Annotated in this window: 18 protein-coding genes, 1 tRNA gene and 3 pseudogenes; 8 read left to right on the plus strand and 14 right to left on the minus strand. The window is 69.4% G+C overall.

The window, feature by feature from the left end:
* Positions 1–8 precede the first annotated feature (8 nt).
* The 3 genes from OTB20_RS17725 to OTB20_RS17735 all read right to left on the minus strand — a co-directional run bounded on the left by OTB20_RS17725 (position 9) and on the right by OTB20_RS17735 (position 3,206).
* The gene (locus OTB20_RS17725) at positions 9–1,724 is read right to left on the minus strand and encodes a GAF domain-containing sensor histidine kinase (protein ID WP_267818609.1); all 1,716 of its coding nucleotides are present in this window, start codon (positions 1,722–1,724) and stop codon (positions 9–11) included.
* 43 nt (positions 1,725–1,767) lie between these two features.
* Positions 1,768–1,983 carry a hypothetical protein gene (locus OTB20_RS17730; protein WP_267818611.1) on the minus strand — a complete coding sequence of 72 codons (216 nt, stop codon included), beginning with the start codon at positions 1,981–1,983 and terminating at the stop codon, positions 1,768–1,770.
* A gap of 317 nt (positions 1,984–2,300) precedes the next feature.
* The gene (locus tag OTB20_RS17735) at positions 2,301–3,206 is read right to left on the minus strand and encodes a universal stress protein (RefSeq protein ID WP_267818613.1); all 906 of its coding nucleotides are present in this window, start codon (positions 3,204–3,206) and stop codon (positions 2,301–2,303) included.
* 268 nt (positions 3,207–3,474) lie between these two features.
* Here OTB20_RS17735 and OTB20_RS17740 point away from each other — a divergent pair, with 268 nt between their 5' ends.
* The 3 genes from OTB20_RS17740 to OTB20_RS17750 all read left to right on the plus strand — a co-directional run bounded on the left by OTB20_RS17740 (position 3,475) and on the right by OTB20_RS17750 (position 5,333).
* Positions 3,475–4,104 (plus strand): CBS domain-containing protein, encoded by a 630-nt coding sequence (locus tag OTB20_RS17740; protein ID WP_267818615.1) that lies wholly within the window; start codon positions 3,475–3,477, stop codon positions 4,102–4,104.
* A gap of 85 nt (positions 4,105–4,189) precedes the next feature.
* On the plus strand, positions 4,190–4,657 hold the full coding sequence (locus tag OTB20_RS17745) for an SPFH domain-containing protein (RefSeq protein WP_267818617.1): 468 nt from the start codon (positions 4,190–4,192) through the stop codon (positions 4,655–4,657).
* A 283-nt stretch (positions 4,658–4,940) separates the two neighbouring features.
* Positions 4,941–5,333, plus strand: coding sequence for an ATP-binding protein (locus OTB20_RS17750; protein ID WP_267818619.1), 393 nt, complete (start codon positions 4,941–4,943; stop codon positions 5,331–5,333).
* Positions 5,334–5,627: 294 nt separating this feature from the next.
* Here OTB20_RS17750 and OTB20_RS17755 read toward each other — a convergent pair whose 3' ends face one another.
* The 4 genes from OTB20_RS17755 to OTB20_RS17770 all read right to left on the minus strand — a co-directional run bounded on the left by OTB20_RS17755 (position 5,628) and on the right by OTB20_RS17770 (position 10,528).
* On the minus strand, positions 5,628–6,563 hold the full coding sequence (locus OTB20_RS17755; protein WP_267818620.1) for an AraC family transcriptional regulator: 936 nt from the start codon (positions 6,561–6,563) through the stop codon (positions 5,628–5,630).
* Positions 6,564–7,052: 489 nt separating this feature from the next.
* Positions 7,053–7,631 carry an NAD(P)H-dependent oxidoreductase gene (locus tag OTB20_RS17760; RefSeq protein WP_267818622.1) on the minus strand — a complete coding sequence of 193 codons (579 nt, stop codon included), beginning with the start codon at positions 7,629–7,631 and terminating at the stop codon, positions 7,053–7,055.
* Positions 7,632–8,460: 829 nt separating this feature from the next.
* Complete coding sequence (gene mscL / locus OTB20_RS17765; RefSeq protein ID WP_420716434.1) at positions 8,461–8,916, minus strand: large conductance mechanosensitive channel protein MscL; 456 nt, start codon at positions 8,914–8,916, stop codon at positions 8,461–8,463.
* 238 nt (positions 8,917–9,154) lie between these two features.
* Positions 9,155–10,528 (minus strand): serine/threonine-protein kinase, encoded by a 1,374-nt coding sequence (locus OTB20_RS17770; RefSeq protein ID WP_267818626.1) that lies wholly within the window; start codon positions 10,526–10,528, stop codon positions 9,155–9,157.
* Between the two features lie 534 nt (positions 10,529–11,062).
* Between OTB20_RS17770 and OTB20_RS17775 the strand changes: the two are divergent.
* Together OTB20_RS17775 and OTB20_RS17780 are read left to right on the plus strand one after the other, a co-directional pair.
* Positions 11,063–11,320, plus strand: a pseudogene (locus OTB20_RS17775) (NAD(P)/FAD-dependent oxidoreductase); the annotation flags it as partial.
* A gap of 171 nt (positions 11,321–11,491) precedes the next feature.
* Entirely contained in the window at positions 11,492–11,848 is a 357-nt protein-coding gene (locus OTB20_RS17780) for a hypothetical protein (RefSeq protein ID WP_267818628.1), read from the plus strand.
* A gap of 132 nt (positions 11,849–11,980) precedes the next feature.
* Here the strand turns inward: OTB20_RS17780 and OTB20_RS17785 are convergent, their stop codons facing one another.
* The 4 genes and pseudogenes from OTB20_RS17785 to OTB20_RS17795 all read right to left on the minus strand — a co-directional run bounded on the left by OTB20_RS17785 (position 11,981) and on the right by OTB20_RS17795 (position 16,089).
* Positions 11,981–12,193: a hypothetical protein gene (locus OTB20_RS17785; protein ID WP_267818630.1), complete on the minus strand. Its 213-nt coding sequence runs from the start codon at positions 12,191–12,193 to the stop codon at positions 11,981–11,983.
* Positions 12,194–12,350: 157 nt separating this feature from the next.
* Entirely contained in the window at positions 12,351–13,661 is a 1,311-nt protein-coding gene (locus OTB20_RS17790; protein ID WP_267818631.1) for a cytochrome P450, read from the minus strand.
* Positions 13,662–13,830: 169 nt separating this feature from the next.
* A pseudogene (locus OTB20_RS42800) lies at positions 13,831–13,993 on the minus strand (SDR family NAD(P)-dependent oxidoreductase); the annotation flags it as partial.
* Between the two features lie 629 nt (positions 13,994–14,622).
* Positions 14,623–16,089 (minus strand): aminotransferase class I/II-fold pyridoxal phosphate-dependent enzyme, encoded by a 1,467-nt coding sequence (locus OTB20_RS17795; protein ID WP_267818633.1) that lies wholly within the window; start codon positions 16,087–16,089, stop codon positions 14,623–14,625.
* Positions 16,090–16,225: 136 nt separating this feature from the next.
* On the opposite strand from OTB20_RS17795, the pseudogene OTB20_RS17800 reads away from it, so the two are divergent.
* A pseudogene (locus OTB20_RS17800) lies at positions 16,226–17,420 on the plus strand (amidohydrolase).
* Between the two features lie 235 nt (positions 17,421–17,655).
* Here OTB20_RS17800 and OTB20_RS17805 read toward each other — a convergent pair.
* Positions 17,656–18,630 (minus strand): DUF1254 domain-containing protein, encoded by a 975-nt coding sequence (locus OTB20_RS17805; protein WP_267818634.1) that lies wholly within the window; start codon positions 18,628–18,630, stop codon positions 17,656–17,658.
* Between the two features lie 431 nt (positions 18,631–19,061).
* Positions 19,062–19,742 carry a hypothetical protein gene (locus OTB20_RS17810; RefSeq protein ID WP_267818636.1) on the minus strand — a complete coding sequence of 227 codons (681 nt, stop codon included), beginning with the start codon at positions 19,740–19,742 and terminating at the stop codon, positions 19,062–19,064.
* A gap of 385 nt (positions 19,743–20,127) precedes the next feature.
* Here OTB20_RS17810 and OTB20_RS17815 point away from each other — a divergent pair.
* Positions 20,128–20,201: transfer RNA gene (locus OTB20_RS17815), tRNA-Met, on the plus strand.
* Positions 20,202–20,836: 635 nt separating this feature from the next.
* On the opposite strand, the gene OTB20_RS17820 is transcribed toward OTB20_RS17815, so the two are convergent.
* Entirely contained in the window at positions 20,837–21,178 is a 342-nt protein-coding gene (locus OTB20_RS17820) for a MerR family transcriptional regulator (RefSeq protein WP_267818637.1), read from the minus strand.
* Between the two features lie 1,953 nt (positions 21,179–23,131).
* On the opposite strand from OTB20_RS17820, the gene OTB20_RS17825 reads away from it, so the two are divergent.
* Complete coding sequence (locus OTB20_RS17825; protein ID WP_267818639.1) at positions 23,132–23,752, plus strand: hypothetical protein; 621 nt, start codon at positions 23,132–23,134, stop codon at positions 23,750–23,752.
* Positions 23,753–23,784: the final 32 nt, after the last annotated feature.

A 23,784-nucleotide genomic window follows, 5' to 3' on the forward strand; every position in this document is an offset into this window, starting at 1 on the left:
GCCCGCACTCACCGGGGAGGAGCAAGAGGGATCCGCCAGTCCAGACGGGTTCCGCCACCGTCCGGGCGGGCCGAGAGGGACAGTCCGCCCCCGCGGGCCTCAGCGCGCTCGGCGAGGTTGCGCAGACCGCTCCGACGTCCCCCGTCCGCGACACCTACGCCGTCGTCGCTCACGGTCACGGCCAGCACGCCTTCCGCCAGGATGATCGCGACCTCCGCCCGCGCCGCCCGCGCGTGCCGGGCCACATTGGCCAGCGCCTCACCGAGCACGGCGGCCACGTCGTCGGCGACCGGGGTCGGCACATCCGTGTCGATCAGCCCCTCCATGCGCAGGGCGGGCGCGAACCCGAGCAGCGCCGCCGCCTCGCCCACGGCCCGCACAGCGCGGACCCGGAGCCTCGGGGTGCTGTCCACCGCCCCATGGTCGCGGAGCCCGAAGATGGTCGTGCGGATGATCTTGATCGTCTCGTCCAGGTCGTCGATCGACCGGCTCAGCCTCTCGGAGGCCTCGGGGTGCTCCACGAAACGTTGGGCGCTCTGCAAGGTCATCCCCGTCGCGAAGAGCCGCTGGATCGCGAGATCGTGCAGGTCGCGGGCGATCCGGTCGCGGTCCGCGAGTAGGCTCACCTGCTCGCTGTCCCGGCGTCGGTCGGCCAGTTCCAGTGCCAGGGCGGCCTGCCCGGCGAAGCCGGGCAGCGGCGCGACCTCGGCTGCGGCGAACGACGGCCGTACGGTCCGCCGGGCCAGCATCAGTACCCCCCGCAGCTTCTCTCGAGTACCCACCGTGACCGCCACGGCCGGCCCGAAGCCCGTCCAGACGTCCGGCTGCGCGGCGACCCTGACGTCGGTGGCAACGTCCGCGAAGGTGATCATTCCGTCCCGCGCCGCGACAAGCCCGGCCAGGATCCCCTCGCTGCCGGGCAGGACGATCCCCCGGTGCGCTTCGGCACCGTCTCCCAGGGCCAGCGACCCGTGCAGCTCACCGCTGGGCCCCACCTGGTAGAAGACGCACATCTCGGCCGAGATGATGTCCCGGGCACGCTCCAGCATGCCCTCCAGCACCTCGATCTCGGAGGATCCCGACAGCAGCGCGCTCGTGAAATCGGAACTGGCCGCCAGCCAGCGCTCCCGGAGCCGGACTTCCTCGTACAGGCGGGCGTTGTCCACTGCGACGCCCGCGGCGACCGCGAGGGTCGACAGGACCTCCTCATCCTCCGCGTCGAAGTCCGCAGCGCCCCGCTTCTCTGTCAGGTAGAGATTGCCGAACACCTCGTCACGGACCCGGATCGGTACACCGAGGAAGGAACGCATAGGCGGGTGGTGTTCCGGAAATCCGGCGGACGCCGCGTGCTCCGTCAGGTCTCCCAGGCGCAACGGCCGTGGGTGCCTGATCAGCTCGCCCAGCAGTCCGTGTCCGGTGGGAAGGGCTCCTATCCGGGCCCGGAGCTGGTCGCTGATGCCCACCGGGATGAACTCGGCGAGTTTCTCGTCGTCCCCCACCACGCCCAGCGCCCCGTACTCCGCGTCCACGAGGACCACCGCGGCCTCCACTATCCCCCGCAGCACTTGGGACAGGTCCAGCTCCTGCCCCAGCGACATGACCGCCTCCAGCAAGCCCTTCAGCCGGTCACGGGTACCCCGCGCGTCGGTGATCTGAGCCTGGAGCGCGTCCATCCTCGGCCGGGGAATCCCGCTCGCCGACGAATCTCGATCGTCCCCGACCATGGACACCTCCAGCGGTGAGGGGCTCTGAGCCCCCGCCCGGACTTCAGCGTAGTCCTTCGCCCACCAGCCGGTCACGGTTGGGCCCATGGCTGATGGGCCTGACGAGCCGGACCGAGCCGAATCCGGCCAGGCCCATACCCACGGCCAAGGTGGGATGCCCGTCAACCCGCTCGGGGCGGTGATCACTGGGCAGCACGACGGAGCAGCCGCTGAAGATCTCCTCGAGCCGCGTCAGGTGCCGCGAACCAAGGACGGGCATGCGGGCGTGTCTGGACGTCCCGCAGAGCACAGGTGCCGGGTGGCTCCGTCACGCAGGACGGCTGCCAAGTCCCTGGGTGACGCTCACGTGCCCAGGCCGCGGCTTCTTCGAGGGCCTCCGAGCTGGCCTGTCGTACGCCATCGTGCTGCGCGGTGTCGTCGACGACGTGCTGGGCGTCATGGGGCGAGGGCACGGCCAGGACGAGACGAGTCGTACATTGCGGCGGTGTGCCTCGTCGGCTGCCCACGCGAGGGGCGGGAGCCACCTTCCAGTGGGGTCGATCCCCACCGCGATGACCCGTTCTACCGCGATGTCCGTCACGACGCGTCGCTCCCCTGGTCGTCGTGCCGCGGAACGAGCTCCACGGGGCAGTGCGAGTGGTGCAGGAGACTGTGCGCGGTACGTCCCAGGGCGGGCCCGAAGTACCCGGGCGATCGCCGTCCTCCCATGAAGAGCAGGTCCGCATGGCGTGACGCCTCGACCAGGACCCGAGCCACCGACACGCTCTTCTCCGCCTCGGTGTTCACCGTCAACACAGGAAACTCCCCACGTACGCGGTCGGCGACGGACTTCAGACCGCGGACATGGCGGCCGGCGAATTCGTCGACGTCGTCGAGCATGGTGGCGGCGGTTTTGGCGTACTGGAGTACGTTCCACGCGGTCAGTAGGCACAGCGTTGCTTTGCGCAGCTCTGCTTCGCGGGCGGCGTGTCGCGCGCATTCGAGGTCGTACTCGTCCCGAACCGCGGCCAGCACCACGCCGCTCTCGGCAAGGTCCTCGCCGCCGCGCACCACGATGACGGGGGTGGTAGCGGCTGCCGCGATCCTCAGACCGACCGAACCCAGCCGCAGGGACTCGAAACCACCCAGACCGCGGTGACCGACCACTGTGGTGCCGTACTTCGCTCCCACCCGGTGCAGGCCGGAGACGGGGTCCAGGCGGCTGTACTCCGTGGTGACGTAAAGCGTCGGGAATCGCTCCGAGACCGCAGCGGCCGTGACCTCCAACATGTCACGGCCCTCCACATGGACGCGTTCGATGATCTGAGCCGACAAGTAGAAGCTCCGGTCGGCGGTGTCGGCCGCGTAGAAGATGTGGAGGGTGCTGTTGCGTCGTGCCGCCTCGGCTGCGGCCCAGAATGCCGCTGTCAGCGCGGTGCTCGACCCGTCGACACCGACGACGACCGAGCCGAGGTCCGGACCGAGTCGGGTGGAGCCTCCCATGGCTTCCTCCTCTGTCGAAAAGCGTCCGAGTGGCTTCACACTGCCACCCGGGCTCGCGCGAGGAATGGGCCGCAGGGGGCGGGCAAGGGACCGAAGGTCCCTTGCCCGCTACGCACCGCCTCACCTACCGCACACCGCCGGGGGGACCGGTCAGTCCTGGCACGGGACCCGTTCGGCCCTCGCACCGCGGGCTTACGCGGCGGATGGTGGCTGGTGAGGGCGCTCCGCAAGGTGCGCTCACTGGCCGAAGCCGACAGGAGGGCCGCTGATGAAGCACGCCAAGGTCGGCTTCCTGATGACCGACGAGGTCGTCTCGGTCACCGGGAGGACCCCGTCCGCGGACGTAGCCGCGCTGATCGTCGAACACGACATCAGTGGCGTGCCGGTCGTGGACGCGGACGAGCACGTCCTCGGGGTCATTTCGCGGACCGATCTGATCACCCAAGGCCGCGCCACCGCTCAGGACTTGATGACCGCACCGGCCGTCACGATCCACGCCGAACAGACCGTCACCGAAGCCGCCCGCCTCATCACACGACGCGGCGTGACGCGGCTGCCGGTCGTCGACGAGGAGGACCGACTGGTCGGCATCGTGACGCGACGGGACCTGCTGCGCGTGTTCCTCCGCCCGGACCAGGAGATACGCCGTGTGCTGGTCGAGGACGTGCTGGCGGACACCATGGGCATCGGCGCCGATGCCGTGGGCGTGCACGTAGCGGACGGGATCGTCACTTTGGACGGCCGGCTGCCCAACAGCAGCCAGATTCCCGTCGCGCTCCGGCTCGCCGGACAGTTGGACGGCGTGGTCGCCGTCATCGACCGGCTCACGGCCTCCTCCAACGACACCCGCACCCGCACCGCTCCGCCGGACGGCGCCACCGCAGGCGTACCCCTCTGATCCAGGATGCGGACCGTTCAAGCCCTGCAGACGGAGTCAGATCCCCTCCCCCGCTCCGCCAACGCACTTCGTGAGGAGCACCTCCATGGAAGTACTGATCTTCACGCTGATCGCCCTGGCCGTGGTTGCCCTGATGGGGCTCCCCATGGCCCTGAAGATCGTCAAGCAGTACGAGCAGGGCGTGCTGTTCCGCTTCGGCCGGCTCGTCGGTACCCGCGCGCCGGGCCTACGGGTGATCGTGCCGTTCGCGGACGTCCTGCACCGGGTGTCCTTGCGGATCGTCACCATGCCCATCCAGTCCCAGGGCATCATCACCCGGGGCAACGTCAGCGTCGACGTCTCCGCGGTCGCCTACTTCCGCGTCGTCGACGCCGTGAAGTCGGTCATCGCCATCGAGAACGTCGGCGCGGCCATCAACCAGGTGCCTATGGCATCAGGGCCCCGAAGGAACTGCTACACCATCCACCGACCCCTGCAACTGCGTCAGCCCTTCTGTTTTCCGCAGACCCGACCTGAGTTCGACACACGGGCGTGGCAGCACCCAGGGACATGAACGGGCTCTGGGAGGCTGCCGCGGGCGTGGCACGGTGCAGGGGCTGATCGACTGGCGCAGCCGGGGCGGGCGCCGGTCACCTGTCGCCGCAGCCAGCAGGGCCCCTGCCCGCTCGATGGAATCCACCCGGCGCCACGTAGCAATCGGTCGTACGCGGGAGCCCGTTGGCCACTGTCAAGAGTTTCGCTTTTTGACCTGGTACTGCTGTTCACATGGGCTGCAATCCAAAAAACGAACACGTCTGGAAGAGTGACAGCGGCGCGTTGCGGGGTAGATGGCGGTCATGGCCGAGACCCTCAGACGTCCCACCGCACCCGCTCTTCCTGGCGCGGGCATCACTTGTGCCTCGGCTCGCCGCTTGGCGCGCACGGTGCTCGCCGAGGCGGACGTGTCCCCCGGATGTGTCGCCGATGTCCTGACGGTGGTCTCCGAGCTAGTTGCCAATGCCTACTGCCACGCGGGGGGCCTCACCGGCTTCAGCATCAGCATCCGTCTCGGGGCTGTTGTCGTGGAAGTGTCCGACCCCTCCCCGCAGTTGCCTCAGGAACGGCCATGGGCACCCGATCAGCCCGGTGGTTTCGGATGGGTGATCAGCAATCGGCTCACAGACAGCATCACGATCGACGTCGCCCACGACGGCAAGACCATCACCGCCCTTTTCGGCGCCCGCACCTGATGACGCGACGGCCACGGCACTCCGCGCGGCAGGCGGCCGCTTGGAGGCACCTGTCCGCCAGATGAGAGTGCGGGGCCTTCTGGTCTCTCCCGTGCCCATGCACGCCCCCTCGCGCCGCCACAGGCTCCCGCGTCAGCTGGCGTGCAAGCAAGCACTCACTCATACAGCTGGGACTGCCCAGGGGCAATCAGGGCAGGCCCGGCCGCTCGGGGACAGACGGGCATCGCCGGGTACGGGGCACGGTGGGGCGGCCGGCACTGCCGTGTGAGTCCTGGACTGGGGCACGTGCGCCGCTCAGGTGCGCAGCGTGTGGGAGGGACTGCTGTTATAGGCGTCGTGGTAGGCGGCGGCGAAGCGGCCCTGGTGGGCGAAGCCCCAGCGCAGGGCGATTTCCTGCACCGTTGCTGAGGCCGGGCTCGCGGCCTTGAGGTCGGTGTGCGCGCGGGCGAGGCGGACGCGGCGCAGGTAGGCCAGGGGGGTTGTCCCCGTGTGGCGGGCGAAAGCGTACTGAACGGCCCGCGGGGTCACCGGGATCGAGTCGGCGATCTCGGTGAGTCCGATGTCCCGGTGCGCGTTCTCCTCTATGAAGGCGACGGCACGGGCGAGGGTGTCGCTGCCTCCGTCCCGGGAGTCGATCGAATCCGGTACTCCGGACATGGTGCTGGGCAGCGCCGTAAGGGCGGCGGCAGCCAGGTGGCGGGCGGCGGTGCCCACCAGCAGGGGGGATGCCGCGGCCACCGGATCGGCCAGAACATGGTCTCGGACGAAGGCGACCGCCGTGCCGAGGAGCCGGTTGGCGGCCGGACTCACCGCCCGGTGTCCCGTCAACCGCACGGGCTGGGGTGATGACGGCGCGGCCTGTCCGAGCAGGGCCGGATCGAACATGGTGATCGTGTAGCTCGCGGAACGAACGGCCCCGGTATAGGGCCGGTCGGGCTGGGCGATCAGGAACGTCTCCCCCGGCCCGAAGACTTCCTCGCGCCCGCCTGTGGTGTCTACGAGTGTTCCGGAATGCATCGTGATCAGACAGATGCGGTTGAGGCAGTCCGCGTCATAGGCCATCTCGTACCCGAACCGGAGCCGGTCCACGATCACATCGTCCGTGGCGTTGCGTTCGATCCTGGCCCGCGTATCGTCCGGCCGGCCCCCGATCCTCATCGGCGTGTACGCGGCCGACAAGAACTCCTCCGTGGCATCGAGGTCACCACTGCTGAAACGCATGGTCTCCATCAACCCTGCACCTCCCTCTCCGCGCGGGAACATCCCCGGCCCGATACCACCACCCACGACGCTACACACTGTGCGGGCCGGACAAAGACCAGCCCGCGGGACGACGTCACCGGCCGGAGCAGCTACGGAAAGCGTCCCCTTCCAGATCCTTGCGTGTGCCGTTTCCGGGCGGGCCTCTACGGAGGGCCACCACTGCGCGCACAACCTGGACGGCTGGCAGGAGAGCTGGGGAGTCTCTCCCTCGAGGAACTCAACAGGGAAGCCGTCGAGACGGCGAAGCAGTTCAGACGACAGCCGAGACGTGAAAGCCACTTGCTACGCCAATGACAAGGTCCGCACCGGCGGACCAGACGTCGGCTCCGGTCAAAACTCCGACTGGCGATCCGTCCACGCCCACTGCCCACAACCGGGCTCCGGCATCCGCCCATCTACGCGCGGCCGTGACGCGCCGTCCCCTCGGACGGTGCCGGAGATTCGATCGGATTCGTCTCAGCCTAGGAGCGCAGCTGCTTCTCGGCGGGCTTGGCCCAGCCAAGTGTTGCGTTCTTCGTCTGTCGAGTCGCTGACGGTTTGGAAGACCGTCCGGCGCACGTCGCGGACACCGACGTAGGGCAGGATGCAAGCGGCCCAGATCTTTTGCAGCGGGTCACCGAACTCGGACTCCTCCCGGCCGGCGGGAGTGTCGGAGGTGTTCAGCACGAGGGCCTTGGCCGCCTTGAGCAGTCCGGCCGGTTCTCCTTGCGCTGCCGCCAGCTTGTAGGCCACGCCCGGCACCAGGACCCGCTGCACCCAGCCTGTGAGTATGGCTGGCGGCATGCCCCACCAGTTCGGGTGGATGAATACCAGCGCGTCCAAGGTCGCCACCTCTGCCTGGTGGAGCGCCACCTGCGGATCCTGAGGAGGCGCCGACTTGACCGTGCCCGTCTCAGTGGCGGTCAGCAATGACCCGAAGCCCTCAGAGTAGAGGTCGTGGGCCGATACCATGGCGCCCCGCTCACGGAGTTCTTCCACGACCGCACCGAACACCGCGTGATTGAAACTCTCCACCCGCGGATGCGCCACATACACGCCTATATGCACCTGTCCCCCAACTGATCCAATTCGCATGCCGAGCGCCATCATCGTCCGCAACGGCCGGACTACCAAGTCGATAGCTGCGGCCCACCGCTGTGATCAGGGCATCAGCGGATGACTGCCCACTGCGCTCCACCTGCTGGCCCAGACGGAGCTGGCGTTTGGCGCGAGCTCGAGGGAGCCGGCGAAGTCGCCGGGCCGCGTGCGCGGCCGGGCCGCCCGGGCCCAGTCGGTCGAAGAAGACCAGCGGGGAAAGGGCAACACCCACGGCCTGACCAAGCTGGATAGTGGTGTTGGTCAGCCATGAGGCTGATCCCGCGTGCTTGTGGGGGACGTCGGCCAGGATCAGGTCGGTCAGCGGGGCGGGACACCGCACAGCCGTCAGCCTTTCAGGCGTCGGTACTGCCTGCAGCTGCTGGCCCGTCCTGCGTCGAGGCCGGGGTCTCAGCCTTCCCGACCCCAGCGCCGTGGGCAGGCCGTGCCGCTCGCGGGTGGCCCATCTGCGTCCATTCCGCGAACCACCAGGCGCCAGTGATCACGGCCGCCCACAGCAGCCCGCTGAGTTGCGCCGCCCGCCATGGTGCGTCCTCACCCCACCGCTCTACACCCGTCAACACCACCCAGCTGACCACGAGAACCACAGCCGTACGCACACGCCGATGCCTGAACATACGTCCCGCCTACCCCCGACGCGGGCGCTAAACGAAGCTCCGCCCGTGGGCGGTGTCGATGCAGCGCGCCAGCTGTAGCCACAGGCGGCTGCGGCTATCGAGCGGGATTCCGCCTGCTCCGCGGCTCGACGCTCGTCGACAGATCCGGGGATTCAGGCACGCTGCTGTGGTCGGGGGTCGGACGGCCGGGCGTCGGGTGCGGCGACGGGGGTGAGGTCGGTGGTGCAGAACGCGCAGCGTCGGGCGGCGGCGGGAACGGCGCTCAGGCAGGCGGGGCAGTCCCGTTTCGCTGCTTGCACGTCCTGGTGAGGGGCGAAGCGTTCGTGCAGCTTGTTCATGGGGGCGACCACGAGGAAGTACAGGGCTGCGGCGACCAGGACGAAGCTGATGGCAGCGTTGATGAAACTGCCGTAGGGGAAGTCCGTCCCGCCCAGGGTGAAGGACTTGGCGGTGAAGTCGCCGACAGCCCCGGTAGCCAGCCCCACCACTGGTGTGAGGAAGCCCTTGACGAACCCGTTGACGACGCCTGTAAAGGCCGCACCGATCACGATGCCCACGGCCAGATCGACGACGTTCCCCCGCAGGATGAAGCTGCGGAACCCTCCCAAGCCCTTCACGTGTCCCTCCCCGCATGCGGAAATTCAGCCGACAGCCGCCGCGTGCCCCCATCTGCATCGCGTACGCACGCACTCCTGACTGTCCCGGCGATCCCGCGGGTTCGACGGTCCGCTGGGAGCGGCGCGCCTCGCCTCGCCTCGGTAGGGGACATGGCACCTACAGCCAGTGGCCATGTGGGCATGGCCGAGAAGGCTGCTTCCCTTTGTTTCGCGGCGGATGGACGGCTGGTCAGCGGGGCGATCCCTTGCCCTTCCCGTCCTTGCTCGTGTCCTTGCCCTTACCGGGGTTGTCCTTGCTCTTGGCAGGGGGAGGGTTCTTGACCCGTTGGCTGTCGGCTGGTTGCCGGACCTGGGGACGGGTGGGGGTGACCGGTACCGGGAGATGCGGGGTGGTTGAAGCAGCCGCGACGGCTAGCTCCGGGAGCGGGAACTCTGATGGGGAGGGCAGCGTGGGCTGCGGAGCTGGGGCCTCGGCCCTATTCGGCGGCGACGTCTGTTCGTGTGTGGTGGCGGGAGACGCCTTCACCCCCTCCGGGACGCCTCCCACCAGCAGGGTGCAGATGCCGGCGAGGGCCGTTGCCGCCAGGCCCCATGCGGCCGCACGGTGGCGGTTCGCGGCCTGCCTTCCCAAGGTTGCCGGCATGGGCCACGGCGGAGCGGCGTGGCGGGCAGCCTTGAGGGGCGCCGGCACGGAGCGGTGTGTGGCGGGTTCGGTGTCCGCCACGTTCACCACTGCGGGGAGTGGCCCGGCCGGGCCGGTGGGCGTCGTAGCCCACGTGCGCGTGATGTCTCGCAGATGCAGGTGCACCCGGGCGGCGTCGGGCCGGGCACGGGGCTCCGGGTCGGTCATTGCACCGAGCAGCCGACCGAGGTCACCCGGCAGGCCGAGGGGTATGGACGGCGGGTGCAGGAGGCGGGCGGTGCCCGCTTCAAGGGGTGTCCCCTGGTACTCGCGACGGCCGGTGAGGGCTTCGAGGAGGGTCAGCCCCAAAGCGTAGATGTCTCCGGCCGTGCTCGCGCCTTCGCCCAGCAATTGCTCGGGAGCCATGTAGGCAGGCGTGCCGACGAGCATCTCGGGCTCCAGGTCGGGCCGCCCATGAGCCCTTCTCGACAGACCGAAGTCGGCCAGGTGCGGGGACCCGCCCTCGCTCAGGAGAATGTTGGACGGTTTGACGTCGTGGTGGACGATGCCGCGCGCGTGCACGTGGTCGAGGGCCGAGGCGATCTCGACACCGAGCCGTACGACCTGAACGGGGCCGAGAGGGCCGGCGTCTATGCGGGTGCGCAGGGTCATGCCGCGGATCAGCTCCGTGACCATGAATGCCCCCTGCGCATGGCGACCGGCGTCATAGACCGTCACGAGGGCAGCGTGCGACAACTGGGCCAGGGTGCGTGCTTCCTCGCAGAAGGTGTCGGCGGTCACCGTGTCCGTGCCGGGTCGGAACACCTTCACCGCCACCTCGCGCCCCAACATCTCGTCGATGGCGCGGAACACGTCCGCCGTACCGCCGCTGCCTATGGCCGATCGGAGCCGGTAGCGGCCGGCGATCAAGGCGTTGTCTTCGGACGGCGCTCCGTACGTGGGGACGGGCCGGGTCGACATGCGGGGTCCTCCTCGACTCGCGGGCAGTGTCACGCACCTACCCGCCGCGAAGAGCCCTACGCCATAACGGAATTGCCCGGGGTCCTGTGCGCTCTCAGGGTGCCCCGCAGCAGGCACAGGGGTCCCGCACAGGGCCGCCCGCGATGCGGATGACACCGCCGGTACCGGTGGCCCCCGACCTTCGTCACCTTCACCCTCGGCTCAGGGAAGACCGTCACCGTCGAAACTGGGACGGGCGCCAACACCGCCACCACGCTGTTCCAGCAGCGTGCCGCGTACGTCTGGAACGACGATAGGGACACCGCGACCCTGCACCGCTCGAACAAGACCGTCCACCACACCTGCGCCTACACCTCCACCGGCTACGACTACAAGAGCTGCTGACCAACCCCGAGCCGACTGGCCCAGGAACGGGGACCTCAGGGCAGCCGTGCACAGGTACACCGGCTCCGACATCGCTTCACCCCACTGCCCCGCGTCGCACCGAAAGCCCCCTCCGCCGATGGCTTCTGCCGGCCGGGGTGAGCCTGGGAGTCGTCCGTGGTCGTACGGGGCGGCCGGGCGGTCGGCGTTCGAACGGCTGTCGGGGAGGGAATCGGCGCGCGGCGGGCCGTGCTGGCCAACACCTCGGCGCCCACCCTGTAGCGCGAACTCGTCGGCGAGGAACACCTACCTGCCCGCCTGGTGCGGGATCTGGAGCGCTTCCAGTGGGACTTCGCCACCTTCAAGGTGGACTGGGCGCTGGTCGGCCCTGTGCCTTGGACCGCCCCGCAGGCCGCGGGAGCGGGCACGGCACCGAGCAGCGCGTGCCAGCCGGCCGCCTGCGCCGGCCCTGGCATGAAGCGGAGCGTCGGGGGCGCGCCCCTCTCCTCCGCGGCGAGGGCCGTGGCGTCATGGACACGCATATTGATGCGAGACGCGGGCATCCGGCAGCTGTCTGACCTGTGGAGAAGAGGAGTGCCCGTGTTGCCCTTCGAAGTGATTGAAAGCGGCATGCTGATCATCCGCTTGCAAGCCGACCTGGCCATCGCCGATCGGGCTGCGGCCGCTTGGGCTATCGACGGTTACCTCGCCGCTCAATGGCCCACCGGCGTTGTTCTGGAACTGTCGGACGCGCCGCTGAGTCCCGCCGCGGCGAGCACGGTCGCGCGGGTGCACCGCATGTGCCACTCCGCGGGTGCCCCGATGTCTGTCGTCGCGGCGGACGCCGAAGCGCGCCGGGCCCTGACGGTGGACGGAGGTCCGGCCGTCTACCCCACCCTCTCCCTGGCCGCCGCGGCGCTTCCGGCCGCTGACGCTCCGGTCGCAGCAGCGGCATAGCGCAGCGCGTCGACCTGATCTCGGCCTCTGTGCAATCCGAATCCGAGGTTCTGCGCTTCGGTAGAGGCCGCCAGAGCGGCTGAAGGCCGCCCCCGGGCTGTCGGGGGCGGCCTTCAGCGGTTCCACAGTCCGTCACGGGGACGGCTTCCTGTTCTCACCTTCCCTCTTGTTCCGCTTGGCGGTGCGGAGCTGAGCGTCGGTGCTGGGGCTCAGGGCGTCGCCGGCCTCGGCGTCCTTGGTACCGGGGACGATGGCGTCCTCCGCTTCCCTTCGGGCTTCGCGGTCGCCGCTCTCCCCGGGCGCCTGGGAGGGCGGGGTCGGCTTGCGGTGTTCCTTCTCCGTCATCGCTTTTCCTTTCGTTCGGGTGTGGGGTGGCACGTGGGGCGGGTGCCCGCCCCAGAAGGCCGCCCCACACGTATCCCCGCGAACAGCATCGGTACACGCAGCGACCGCCGCGCGGTCCCCCATGCGGGGCCGTTGACGGTGTGGTCCTGTGGCCCGCTCAGCGGGCCCTGTTCGTAGGGGCCACGGGCTCCTGCTGGTGTCTTGCGTCCCCCGGCCAAGGGGCAGCCTGGGTCGTGGTGAAGACGAGTCCGCTGCACGGGCGGGTGGGGATCTTCGAGAGGGGGATCGTCAGGTCCTGTTCGGGAACGTCGTAGTCGAGGGCGGCGAGCTGTGTGACGAGCGTGGCCAGCACGGCGACGGTGATGTCCTCACCGGGGCAGCGGTGGCCGCGTGCGGGGTCCCCACCGCCCTGCGGGATGAGTTCGTCGGCCCCCGGTTCACGGCCGGCGAAGCGCTGCGGGTCGAAGCGGTAGGGGGAATCCCACAGGCCGGGGTCGTGGTTGTGTCCGTACAGGTCAAGGAGGACCAAGGTGTCCTTGGCGATGGTTTCGCCCTGCCAGGTCAGGTCGGCGGCGGCGAGACCTCCGACGAAGGGGGCGAAGGGGTAGAAGCGCCGGACCTCGTGCGCGAACGCCCGCGCGTACTGTCCGTCGTGCTCCGCGCGGAGCGGCTCGCGCTGGGCGGGCCAGCGATGCAGGGCGTGCCCGGCGAAGGCGGCGAACCAGGCGATGGCCACCGTGGGCCTGATGATGTTGAGGAGTTCGACCGCCCCCGTGTGCGGGTCGAGCAGCCGGCCGTCGGAGTCACGGTGCCAGGCCACGGCCTCGAGTGCGGTTCCGCTGTCGCTGCCCAGTTCCCCGCCTTCGCGCGTGACGCGGACGAGCTCAGCGAGGGCTTCTTCCTGGCGGTAGCGGGCGGTACGGGCTCGCCAGTGCCGGGGGCCGGGGGTGGCGAAGCCGTCGACCATGGCGGTGCAGTCCTCGGCCATCTGCCGACTCTGCTCGTCGCTGAGCCGTACGCCTGTCCATTCGCAAACGGAGCGGGCGAGGATAAGCGCCGCTTCGTCGAAGAGCACGACCTTCCGGCCGTCGCTCCAGCCGGTCACCGCCTTGGACCACTGGAGGGCCACGTGCTCGGTCAGCGCGGCGATGCCTGCGCCGTCCTTGAGGAGGGCCAGGAACATGGCTTTGCGGACCCGGTGTGCGTCACCGTCCAAGGTGTGCACGGCGCCCTGACCGAAGAGCGTGTCCAGTACGGGTTCGGGGAGGGCTGAAGTGCGCTCGATGTGCCTCTCGTCGTAGAAGAAGCCGATGGCCTCCGGGCCCCGCAGGGCGATCGCCGGCCGACCGAGCAGCCGCGTGCGGACCGGCCCGCCGTGTGTGGCCCGCATCCGGTCGGGCAGCCACGCGTAGCCGCGGGCCAGGAGGGAGAGCGTGCTGTCGGTCCAAGGGGCGGAGGCCGCTGTCATGAGTCGGGACATACCTGCCGGGTACCCGGCCTTTGCCACCGCACACCCGGCCTCCGTAAACCCCATAGCCCAGTGGCCCCCATCCGGGGGGTGCTGGGCCGCCCGGGGCGGGGTAGCGGGGCCGAGATGCAGGCCACGGCCTCGATCAGGGGGTGAAAAGCACCTTGCCCGCGCCGACCTCGGCCAGGCGTTCGGGTTCCAGTCCCAGCAGGGCCACCCGTGCACCCCGTCGATCGAGTTCACGCGCCAGGGCGGCCCCCCAGCCCTCGGGCGGCGCCGGTCACCACGGCGACACGGCCGTGCAGGGGCATCGGATGTCCGGTGGACGACATAGGCCCTCCCGCCGTTGACTCAGAAGCCGGCAGATGTCGGGGAGCAGGCTCGCCGCATCCGCCGGGGACTCGTTGCCCTCACCGAATGTCAGGCACCAGGTGTGAGCTCGAGTGCCGCACTCGGGCTGATGCGTGCGGCGCCTGCCCACTCGTGCAGGCCTCAAGCAGGCCGGGGACGCTCGTACGGCCCGGCCTGCCCCCGCTCGCCGCAGGTAGTCACCTCTGGAGCGCCAGCCAGATCACGGCCGCGACCGACAGAACCAGCAGGAGACCTGGACGCCATTGCGGGCGAGGCGCCGGGAAACGGTCCAACCGCACGGCCAGGAGAGGAGCGCTTTGACGCAGGTGTACCTCGATGTCGGCCAGTTCCGCTTTCCAGTCCCGGTTCACCCTGTCTCCTCTGCGGACCCATCAGCGCGCCGGATACGGCACGGGTGGGGCCAGTTCTGCGGCTCAGACCTCGCCGCGCCAGGCGCCGCTCACGCGGCCGCGCTCCTCGATGCAGCGGCTCCCCCTGGTTGAGGGCGCCGGTGACCTGCCGCTTGACGAAGCCCAGCGAGTGCACAGGCCTCCATGGCCGTGAGGCTCGTCGCTCGACGGGAACGGGCGGCGCGGGTGCGCTGCGGTTATCACTCTTCACGGAGTACGCGGATGCTCTGCGCTTTGGTGTCGACCGCGTCCGGCACGACCATGCCGGCCTCCACTCCCGACCGCAGGTAGCGCAGGACGTCCTCATTGAGGCGTTCGCCGGGCAGCGCCGCCGGGATCCCGGGCGGGTATGGGGTCAGCATTTCGGCGGCGATCCGGCCAGCCGCCTTGTGCCAGGGCACCTGCTCGGTGCGGCCGAAGAACGCGTCCCGAGGCAGCGTGGCCTGCTCCATACGCAGCCTCGAAGGCGATGGGACCTCCACGGGCTGGCCCGTACGGAGTTCGGTGCGGCGCGCCGCGAGATCGGTGAGGGCTCCCAAGAGTGCCTCGGCCGTGTCTGCGTCGTCCGCGTGGGTGAGCTGGGCACTGATCCGTCGATGATCGACGAGGTGGAGGTTGATGCGGTGGTTCTCCCGCAGCCAGTCCGCAGCGCGGTAGCCGGTGACTTCCCAGGCGCTGACGTCGATGATGATCTGGAGGGGATCCATGTCTGCCGCCCGGCCCGGCCCGCAGAAGTCGTCACGGCCGTGCACGTGCATGCCGTCGATCCGGGCGATGCGGTCGCGGGTCTTGTGGGCGAGGGCGAGGGCGTGGTCGTAGAGCGCTTCGCCCTGCTCCACCATCTGTCGACGCCATCCGTCGAGCGCCGCATATACGAGGACTGAGGGGCTGGTGGTGCCGAGGAGGTCTTCCCGGCTCTTGAGGACTTCGGCTTCGACCAGGTCACCTTGCAGGTGGAAGACGGAACTCTGCTCCAGGCCGGAGCCCATCTTGTGGACGGAGGTGACGCATACGTCGGCGCCGGCGTCCATGGCCCAGGTCGGCAGGTCGCGGTGGAAGGGAAGGTGAGCGCCCCAGGCCTCATCGACAATCAGGGGGCGGCCGCGGCGATGGCACCCTTCCGCGATGGCGGCCAAGTCCGAGCATGTGCCGTAGGGGGTCGGCGTCGTCACGAGCGCTCCACGGGCGTCGGGATGCTCCGCGAAAGCGGCTTCGAAGGCCTCGGCGGACGGCGGGTGGGCGAGGTGCCGTTGCGGATCCCATTGCGGATCGACCCAGACGGGCCGGATGCCCGACAGGATCAGCCCCGAGATGACGGACTTGTGCGCGTCGCGCCCCACCAGCAGTTTTTCGTGAGGACCGGCGACGGACAGCATCGCCGACTTCACCGACAGGGAGCTGCCGCAGGTGGAGAAGAACGCGTGGTCTGCCCCGACGGCTTCGGCCATCAGTGCCTGAGCCTCCTCCACGACTCCGTGGGAGGACGTACGGTCGTCCAGGCCGCTGGTGGCAAGGACGTCGGACCGGAACACGTCTGCGCCCAGGACGGCCCGGACACGGGGGTCGGTGCCCCGTCCCTGTTTGTGCCCCGGGGGCGTGAACGGCGTCTGGCCGCTTTCGTGGTAGGCGGCCAACGCATCGAGTACCGGTGCCTTCGATTGGTCCATGCCGCTCGCCTGCCCCCGTGGTGCCTGCGAAAACGGACACTCCTGCTGAACAGCCCCACGCGACGCCGGTCCCACAGAAGTCCGCGTGAATGGCTGTCCTCCGGACAGAAGCGGAACAACGCTGCGAGGAGGAAACGTGGTCGATCGAGATGATGACCTGTCTGCGCGACTGCGGCAGGAGTGCGAACGCCGGGCAGACGGACTGTGGGCGGTCAGCCGCAGTCTGCACGCAGATCCTGAACTCGCCTACGGGGAGCGCCGTGCGGTCCGATTGCTCACCGGTGAACTCGAGCGGGCGGGGTTCGCCGTGGAGAGGGGCGTCGCCGGGCTCGACACGGCGTTCGTGGCCCAGGCGGGCGGAGGCCGTGGGCGATGCGTGGCCTTGCTGATGGAGTACGACGCGCTGCCGGGCCTGGGCCACGCGTGCGGGCACAATCTGATCGCCGCGGCGGGGCTGGGGGCAGCCCTGGCACTGGGCAGCGCTTTGGAGGAGTTCGAGGGCACGGTGCTTGCCGTGGGGACGCCGGCGGAGGAGCGGGGCGGGGGCAAGGTCGCCCTGGCGGATGCCGGCGTGTTCGACGGGGTGGACGCGGCGCTGATGTTCCATCCGGGTGTGCACGACTGGGCATGGGCGCCGCTGACCGCTCAGACGCAGGTGCGGGTGGGCTTCCACGGCCGGGCAGCGCATCCGACGGGCGACCCCACCCGAGGGATCGATGCCCTGGCTGCCCTCATCCAGTTGTTCAACACCGCGGCGGTGGTGAGCAGGCGGTTTCCCCCCGGCTCCCATGTCCAGGGGATCGTGACCGACGGCGGCAACGCGACCAACGTCGTCCCGGCGTACGCGGAAGGTCTGTTCGGGCTGCGGGCGGCGACGAGCACCGCCCTCGACGCTCTGGTCGCCGACATCGGCGGCTGGGCCGAAGGCGTCGCGGCCTCGACCGGCTGCACAGTGGAGGTGACCCGCCTGGGCAAGGGGTATGCCCACTTCCGGGACAATGACATCCTCTCGGACCGGTTCGCCCATCACCTCGCCCACTCGGGCATCCGGCTCACCCAGCCCGTCGGCGGGGTGTTCCTGGGGTTCGTCCGACATCGGTGACGTGAGCAGCCGGGTGCCCGCCATTCATCCGTTCGTAGCGATCCTCGGCGACGACGCCTCGGACCACACGCCCGCATTCGCCCGGGCCGCGGCCTCGGAGCGGGGTCGCGCGGTGATGGTGGCGGCTTCCGGGGCCTTGGCTTGTACGGCGGCCGACGTACTCACCGACGCCGCATTCGCCTCCCGGGCCTGGACCCGTCAGCACGAAAAGACGGCTGCGGGCCTATGACCTTGGAGGCGCGCAGGCCGGTGCTGCCACCCCTCGGCCGCACGACAGCGTGCCTCGATCAGTCCGTTCGGGCGGCTCGGGACGCTCAGCTGGCTTTGTTCACGAGCTCCAGCAGCAGATGTCCATCAGTTTTGACAGCGCATAGCCCGGCCTCGAATCGAACGCGCCGTGGAGGCAGACGGAGGCGGTCGGGGCACGCGCCCGACGCGGAGACGCGCGACTGCGCTGCTTTGGCTCAGGCGGGCCTGGCGAGGGGGAAGCGCCAGGTGCCGTCCAGTACCTCCGGGCGCGGGCGGTAGAGCCGGACCATGTAGTTCCAGTCCTTGGGCACCGGCAGTACGTTGACGTTCGCATCGTCTGTGGTGCCACCGAACTGCACTGTGATGCTGCCGTCGGCGGCCCGCTTCGCGCTGAGGTTGTTCACGGTATGGATGCCGTGGGAGTTCGGCTCGAAGTAGCCGTCGCGGTTGTAGACACTGATCGACCAGAAGCCGTCGACCGGCACGTCGCGGACGGTGAGCCGATGGACGGTCTCTCCGTCGTTCCGCTCCGGGGCCACGTTGAGGTAGGTGGCGTCCTTGTCGGGGTTGCCGCCCCAGGCGCTCGCGCTGGCGATCAGGTGGCGGACCGGGTCGACCTGGCTGGGCGAGCCGAAGGCGCGCGCCAGGTCGGGCAGCCCCTCGCCGAGGACGACCAGGGCGCCGCGGACTCTTTTCTGGGAGGCATGGTCCCAGGGGGGTAGGTCTAGTTGGCCCGGGCCGCAGGGTTGGTCGATGCTCATAGCGTCCTGAAGCGCGTGGACGGCCTCCGCGTCGTCGGCGGTAGCTGGGTTGATCATCGTGCGGATGGCGAGCAGCACGTACCGGGTGCCGACCTGCTCCCGTGAGACCCGGTACGACCCGGCTCCGTATTCGACGCCGACGCAGTAGTGGTCCTCGTTGATGAGGATCATCGAGAGGAACCGGCGCCCGGGGTCGGGCAGGGTGACGGTCGCCGGGCCTGCGTCCAGGTCGAGCACGGCGTCGGAGTACAGGGTGTCTCGGTTCGCCCGGACCACGCTCTGGTGGTCGATCGGCATGAGGTCCCGGTGATGGTGGAACGCGCCGAAGCCGCCCTGTCCTGCCGACACGGTGAAGTACATGTCGCTCTCGGCCCGGGGGAAGTTCTCCACTGTGACGACCGCTTCGGGAGAGTTCTGCTGATGTGCCACACGGGCTCCCTGGTTCATGTCGTCGTCCGCCGGGGGCCCGGCTCCGAGCCCTCCATACACCTGAACACCGGCCGGCCGTCGCCGCTCGGTATGTCGGCCAAACAGGCGACTGATCTCCTTCGGAGGCCCGCCTTCCACCTCACGCAAGCACGCATCTGCCCTCACAGCGCGTTCGTTCGTCCGGGCTGTCACACGTGCAGATACCGCCCTCGTGGGCGCGGCGCTCCAGTGGTCGGCGTGGTGGGAGGTGCGCGGTGCTTCCGGCGAGTGGGGGCCGGCCGGGGGGCGGGCATGGCTGCGGGCCGCCCGGGCTTCACCGGGCACTCCCTCACCGACGGCCGGCCGCTCATCCAGCCACCAGCTTGTGGTCAGCCGGGACGACTCCCTGTCCGCTGGTGGCCTGGGTTGGCCGCAGGCTCGCTGCGTGGGCCTCACTCTGCCTGACGGACCTCCCCGTACCAGCGCCACTTCTCCAGCCGCTCCTGCCCGGGGAGCTCACCCCGCCCGGTCGCCCACAGCAGCGTCGGCCACGGCTCTTTGTCGCTCTCCACATGCGGGAAGAGCCTTCCGAGAACCAGTGCGCACAGGTCGTCGGGGGCGGTGAACTCCAAGCCGAGGCCGGCTGTGATGTCGTATGTGTGGAGAAGGGTCTCGACGATGCCCATCGCCGCGAAACCGGCCGGGTCTGAGGCACCGGAGGCGTGGTGGGCGCGGGCCGAGGGGGGAGTTGTGCGAGTCAGGGAGACCTGCATCGCGCCGCACGCCTCCAGGACCGTCAGCAGCCCGGAGGGGCCCGGCTCCCGATCGGCCTGGAGGATGTTGACCGGCCCTTCGGGCCGTTGGCGGTGCATCTGGAGGGGGATATAGGTGCCGGCCGGCAGGCCGGGCGTCCCGATCTGCATGCCGTAGAAGAACAGGTCGTCCGCCAGGTGTTCGGCCGTCTCCCAGCACGTCCACTCCAGCGAACCGGCAGTCGCGTCCCACGCCTCCGCATCCGCCTCCGAGGGAGCCGACCGCAGCGTGGCGAGCGCGAGCTGCACCGCGCGAGCCAGGGCGTCGGCCCAGGCGTCGTTCGTGCGGGGGGCCGACTGGTCATGATCTTCGAATGTCATCCGGGGCACGCTAACGTGCGCGCCCGATCGCCGCATTACCGTTTGGGCAGCGCCCCTGACCGCACCGTCGGCTGTCCGACGCCTCGCGGCCGCCTGCGCCGGTTACCCCTGCTGGTCGCTCGGTAGAGGGGATTCGACCAGGTCCTCCAGCCGGCGGGGAAGCGTGCGCGGATACTGCCAAGCAGGCTCCCAAGGCGGACCTCAGCAGCTCCGGGTGAGGAGGCGCGCGTGCACCGCCCGTCGAGTCGTCCGGAAGTAGTAGTTGAGGCTGTCGTAGGTCATCTAAGGCCAGCAGCCACATCACAGCCGCCCACCCCCGGCCCGTCCGCCGAGGAGCAGAGTGGCGTGGCCCCTCCCCCGGATGGCATAGAGTCGGGTCTACCGACGCGGGGTGGAGCAGCTCGGTAGCTCGCTGGGCTCATAACCCAGAGGTCGTAGGTTCAAATCCTGCCCCCGCTACTCAGCACGAAGGCCCGGCCCCCTTGAGGGGGCCGGGCCTTCGTCGTACAGCCACACACCACCGTCCCAGCCACGCCGTGACCGGCCCCAGACGGGCCGAACCGGCCAGCCATCCCTGCCGGCGCTGCCGCCACAGAGCGACGGTCACCCATCGGGAGCTGTACGCGGAGAGCAGCTCACCATCGAGGACCAGGCCGTCGGCAAGCTGCGCGGCGGCCGCTCCACCTCCGGGAATCGGCCTTTGATCAACGATCCGCGCCGGTCTGGAGCAGTACGGCGCCGCCCGGTGCGGGAGGGGTGGACAGCAGCGCCCGGTGTCCGTCGAACTTCTACTCAAGGCCAGGGCCCCGGCCTTCCTGGTGGCCGGCAGCGTTTCGGCGGCCTGCGCGAGCATCCGGCGCGAGGGGCGGGGTCAAAACCACTCGGGATGGCCTCCTCACCGCCGCTCGCACCTTGCCGCCAGCATGACCGGCCAGCGCCCGCCGGGCCCGACGGGCGCGTCCCAAAAGCCCACCCTGTCGCTCAGAAGGACCCTTTTGAGGAGCAGCCGGGCCGCCGGGCGGTGCCCGCCCGAAATCGAGACGGCTGTCCGCGTCCAGCGGTGTCCCGGCTGCGCGCTGAGGTCCGGCCGTATGTCAGGCCGCGGTGGAGGCCGGCGGGGCCAGAGGGCCGGCGGCCCGGTTTTCGGCGTTGGCGCGCTGCGCTTCCTCGAGTTGGCCTTCGAGGATCACGATGCGGCAGGCGGCCTCGATGGGGGTGCCGTGGTCGACGAGTTCGCGGGCGCGGGCGGCGATGCGCAGCTGATAGCGAGAGTAGCGGCGGTGCCCGCCATCCGAACGCAGCGGAGTGATGAGGCCGGCCTCCCCGATCGCGCGGAGGAAGCCTTGGGTGGTGCCGAGCATTTCGGCGGCCCGGCCCATCGTGTAGGCAGGGTAGTCATCGTCGTTGAGCCGGCCGTACGAGTCGTCTGCTGTCATCACGCCTCTCTGTTGAACACGCGGAGGGGCCCGGGTGCATAAAGCACCCGGGCCCCGAAGGAACTGCTACACCATCTGCCGGCCCTGATGCTGCGCCGGCCTTCTGTTTCCACAGACCCGACCTGAGCTTGGCCGGGGGTGCGGGGATCGCGGTTGCTTGACCGGAGACCACCTCACTCACGATGTCCTGCGGTACCCGGACTCAGCCTTCCACCCGGGCGAACCTGATGATGCTTAGCTCCTCCGTTCTTCCCTCTATACCCAGTCGCTTACCAAAAGGGGGGACTGCGAACTGCTGACACTGCGAACTGCTGCAACGCGGGAACTGCTGTCACTACTGCACTGCTCGTACCGCTGGTGTTGCGTACTTCTACTACTGGTGACCTGTGAAAGCGCCACGTCTTCGGCAGCCAGCCCCGTCGCCCATCCTGCGTCTGCTCTGGCTTAGAACCCCACTGCCGAACCTCCCGATGCGCGCGCCCGCAGCCGACGCCTTCACCGAGGTACCACTCACTCAACTTCACTGCGGGTACTGCACTTACCACTGCGTTAACTGCGGTACTACTCACGGCGGCCCCTGCTCACTGTGGGCCACCCGGTCCGGTCGCCAGCCCCGTCGCCGTCCTGCAACAAACCTGGCTTCGAAACTCCACCACCGCACCGTCCTGCGCACTGCACCTACGGGTACTGCTGGAACTGCTGCCCGGCAGTTCGTCTCTGCCAGGCCCTGCTGTCTCTCTGGGCTACGAGAGAAACCATAACCACACCACCGCCCAATGTCTACTCCGGCCAGCACAGGTTTTCGCGCGCGATGAGGAGGTAATCGACCGCGGCCAGAGCGAGGCCCACAGCGGGGCCACCGGGTCAACCACCACAGAGCGGGGCACCACACCGGGCAGGCCGGCCCGGGCTGGAAGATCAGACCAGGGGCCCGGATCAGTACGTTGGATCTGACCTCGCAGCGGGCCCTTCCACTGCCTGCCTTGCGGGCGCCAGCTCCCGCGTAGCGGGCGCGAAGTGCCGTGCCGGCAAAGAGAGCGGGCAGGTCGAGGAGGGCGGTGGTCTGTTTCCTGTCCATGGCGGAGGTCCTCTGGCTCAGGTGAAACGGGGGATGCAGGGGGTGATGCGGCCCGAACGAGGACGACGTGGAATCGAAGAGGAGCAATGGGCTCCCCGAGCGCCTTCCGGGCCGCGGGCCGACAGACGGCCGGTGAAATTCCGGACTCTTTCCATACGGCATTCAGTTCTTAATATGTGCACTCGAATGAGGAGTGCGATGTTCACCAATGTTTTCTCGCAGGAACAGTCCTCTGCCTGCAGTACGCAAACTCACCCAAGTGAAACGTTTGGCCGAATTTCGCCGACGCAGATCTGAAGCGCCGACGACGCGTCTTCACCTCTTGGCCCTCCTGGTGCCGCAGCTGCGGAACTGCAGGTTCTGCCAGGTCGCGGTAGCCGGAAGGCATCTGTGGCCACCCGGAGCCCTGTGAGCGCGCCGGAGCAGCGCCGGGGCAGAAAAAGCTAGAAGACGTTGGCTATTACGCCCGTCGGACGCCATTTCCTTGTTTAGGTCGAGGTCGCCGAATCCAGACAATTTCCTACTTGCCGCCGATCGCCTGCGAGTTCGGAGGCCATCCCGTCGGCGCCCCCTGCGACCACAGGAAGGGAACACCGTTCAGCCAACCAGCCATCCCGCTGTGCGGCCTTCCCCCCGGGGCCGGCGCGGGAGGAACCTTCTCAGAGCAGCGCATCGGCTTCAACTGGCCGCTGCTCATGTTGTTTTATCGAAGCCCCACGCCTCCCCCGCGAGCATTTGAAGCCAGAGTTCGGCGAATATTCCTATTTCCAGACATTTGATCATCCAACTCAATGCAGGCAACGCCATTCCCGCCTAGATTGCGGGTGTGCCAGCCGGAGAATATCTCCGACTGCACAAACCGAAAGGCGTACCTCATGCGCATCTCGCGCACCACCGCCATGGCCCGGACCCTCCTGATCAGCGCGATCGCCGTAGTCGGCCTCGCGACCCCCACCCTGGCTTCCCCAACGGCTCTCGCCGACGCGGGTAGTTCCCGGACTTCCGTCCTGGGTGTCCTCGGCCTCCCCGGCACCAACGGTGCCAACGGCGTGGGGAGCAACGGCGGCCTCGGCGGCCTCGGCGGCACCGGCGGAGCGGCCGGTGCGAACGGCAACGGCGGCAGCGGAGGCGCCGGGGGCAACGGTGACGGCAGCGGAAGCACCGGCGGCGCGGGAGGCGCGGGTGGCGCCGGCGGAGCCAACGGCAACGGCGGCAGCGGAGGCGCCGGGGGTGCTGCCAACCAGGGCGGCACCGGCGGCAAAGGCGGCGTGGGCGGCGTAGGTGACGCCGGTACGGGCATCGCCGGCGGCAAGGGCGGCAAGGGCGGCGCATCAACGGCAGGCGGCACCCATAAGGGCGGCACGGGCGGCGCGGGCGGCGCCGCGAGCCCGGTGTGTCCCGGCAAGCCCGGCGGCGACGGCACCGCCGCCACGTTGACCGCGGACGGCATCACCGGCGCCACCGGCGCTGCTGGACGCACCACCCTCCCCTGCTGAACAACCAACCGCAAAGGACGCGTTGACGGTGC

The organism is Streptomyces sp. H27-H1, from assembly GCF_026627445.1.
GTDB lineage: Bacteria > Actinomycetota > Actinomycetes > Streptomycetales > Streptomycetaceae > Streptomyces.

Coding starts and splice junctions, on each gene's coding strand:
- OTB20_RS17820 (WP_267818637.1), bottom strand. CDS start 21,178: ATGACAGCAGACGACTCGTACGGCCGGCTCAACGACGATGACTACCCT.
- OTB20_RS17795 (WP_267818633.1), bottom strand. CDS start 16,089: ATGGACCAATCGAAGGCACCGGTACTCGATGCGTTGGCCGCCTACCAC.
- OTB20_RS17825 (WP_267818639.1), top strand. CDS start 23,132: ATGCGCATCTCGCGCACCACCGCCATGGCCCGGACCCTCCTGATCAGC.
- OTB20_RS17785 (WP_267818630.1), bottom strand. CDS start 12,193: ATGACGGAGAAGGAACACCGCAAGCCGACCCCGCCCTCCCAGGCGCCC.
- OTB20_RS17790 (WP_267818631.1), bottom strand. CDS start 13,661: ATGACAGCGGCCTCCGCCCCTTGGACCGACAGCACGCTCTCCCTCCTG.
- OTB20_RS17810 (WP_267818636.1), bottom strand. CDS start 19,742: ATGACATTCGAAGATCATGACCAGTCGGCCCCCCGCACGAACGACGCC.
- OTB20_RS17770 (WP_267818626.1), bottom strand. CDS start 10,528: ATGTCGACCCGGCCCGTCCCCACGTACGGAGCGCCGTCCGAAGACAAC.
- OTB20_RS17730 (WP_267818611.1), bottom strand. CDS start 1,983: ATGCCCGTCCTTGGTTCGCGGCACCTGACGCGGCTCGAGGAGATCTTC.
- OTB20_RS17740 (WP_267818615.1), top strand. CDS start 3,475: ATGAAGCACGCCAAGGTCGGCTTCCTGATGACCGACGAGGTCGTCTCG.
- OTB20_RS17750 (WP_267818619.1), top strand. CDS start 4,941: ATGGCCGAGACCCTCAGACGTCCCACCGCACCCGCTCTTCCTGGCGCG.
- OTB20_RS17755 (WP_267818620.1), bottom strand. CDS start 6,563: ATGGAGACCATGCGTTTCAGCAGTGGTGACCTCGATGCCACGGAGGAG.
- OTB20_RS17745 (WP_267818617.1), top strand. CDS start 4,190: ATGGAAGTACTGATCTTCACGCTGATCGCCCTGGCCGTGGTTGCCCTG.
- OTB20_RS17725 (WP_267818609.1), bottom strand. CDS start 1,724: ATGGTCGGGGACGATCGAGATTCGTCGGCGAGCGGGATTCCCCGGCCG.
- OTB20_RS17735 (WP_267818613.1), bottom strand. CDS start 3,206: ATGGGAGGCTCCACCCGACTCGGTCCGGACCTCGGCTCGGTCGTCGTC.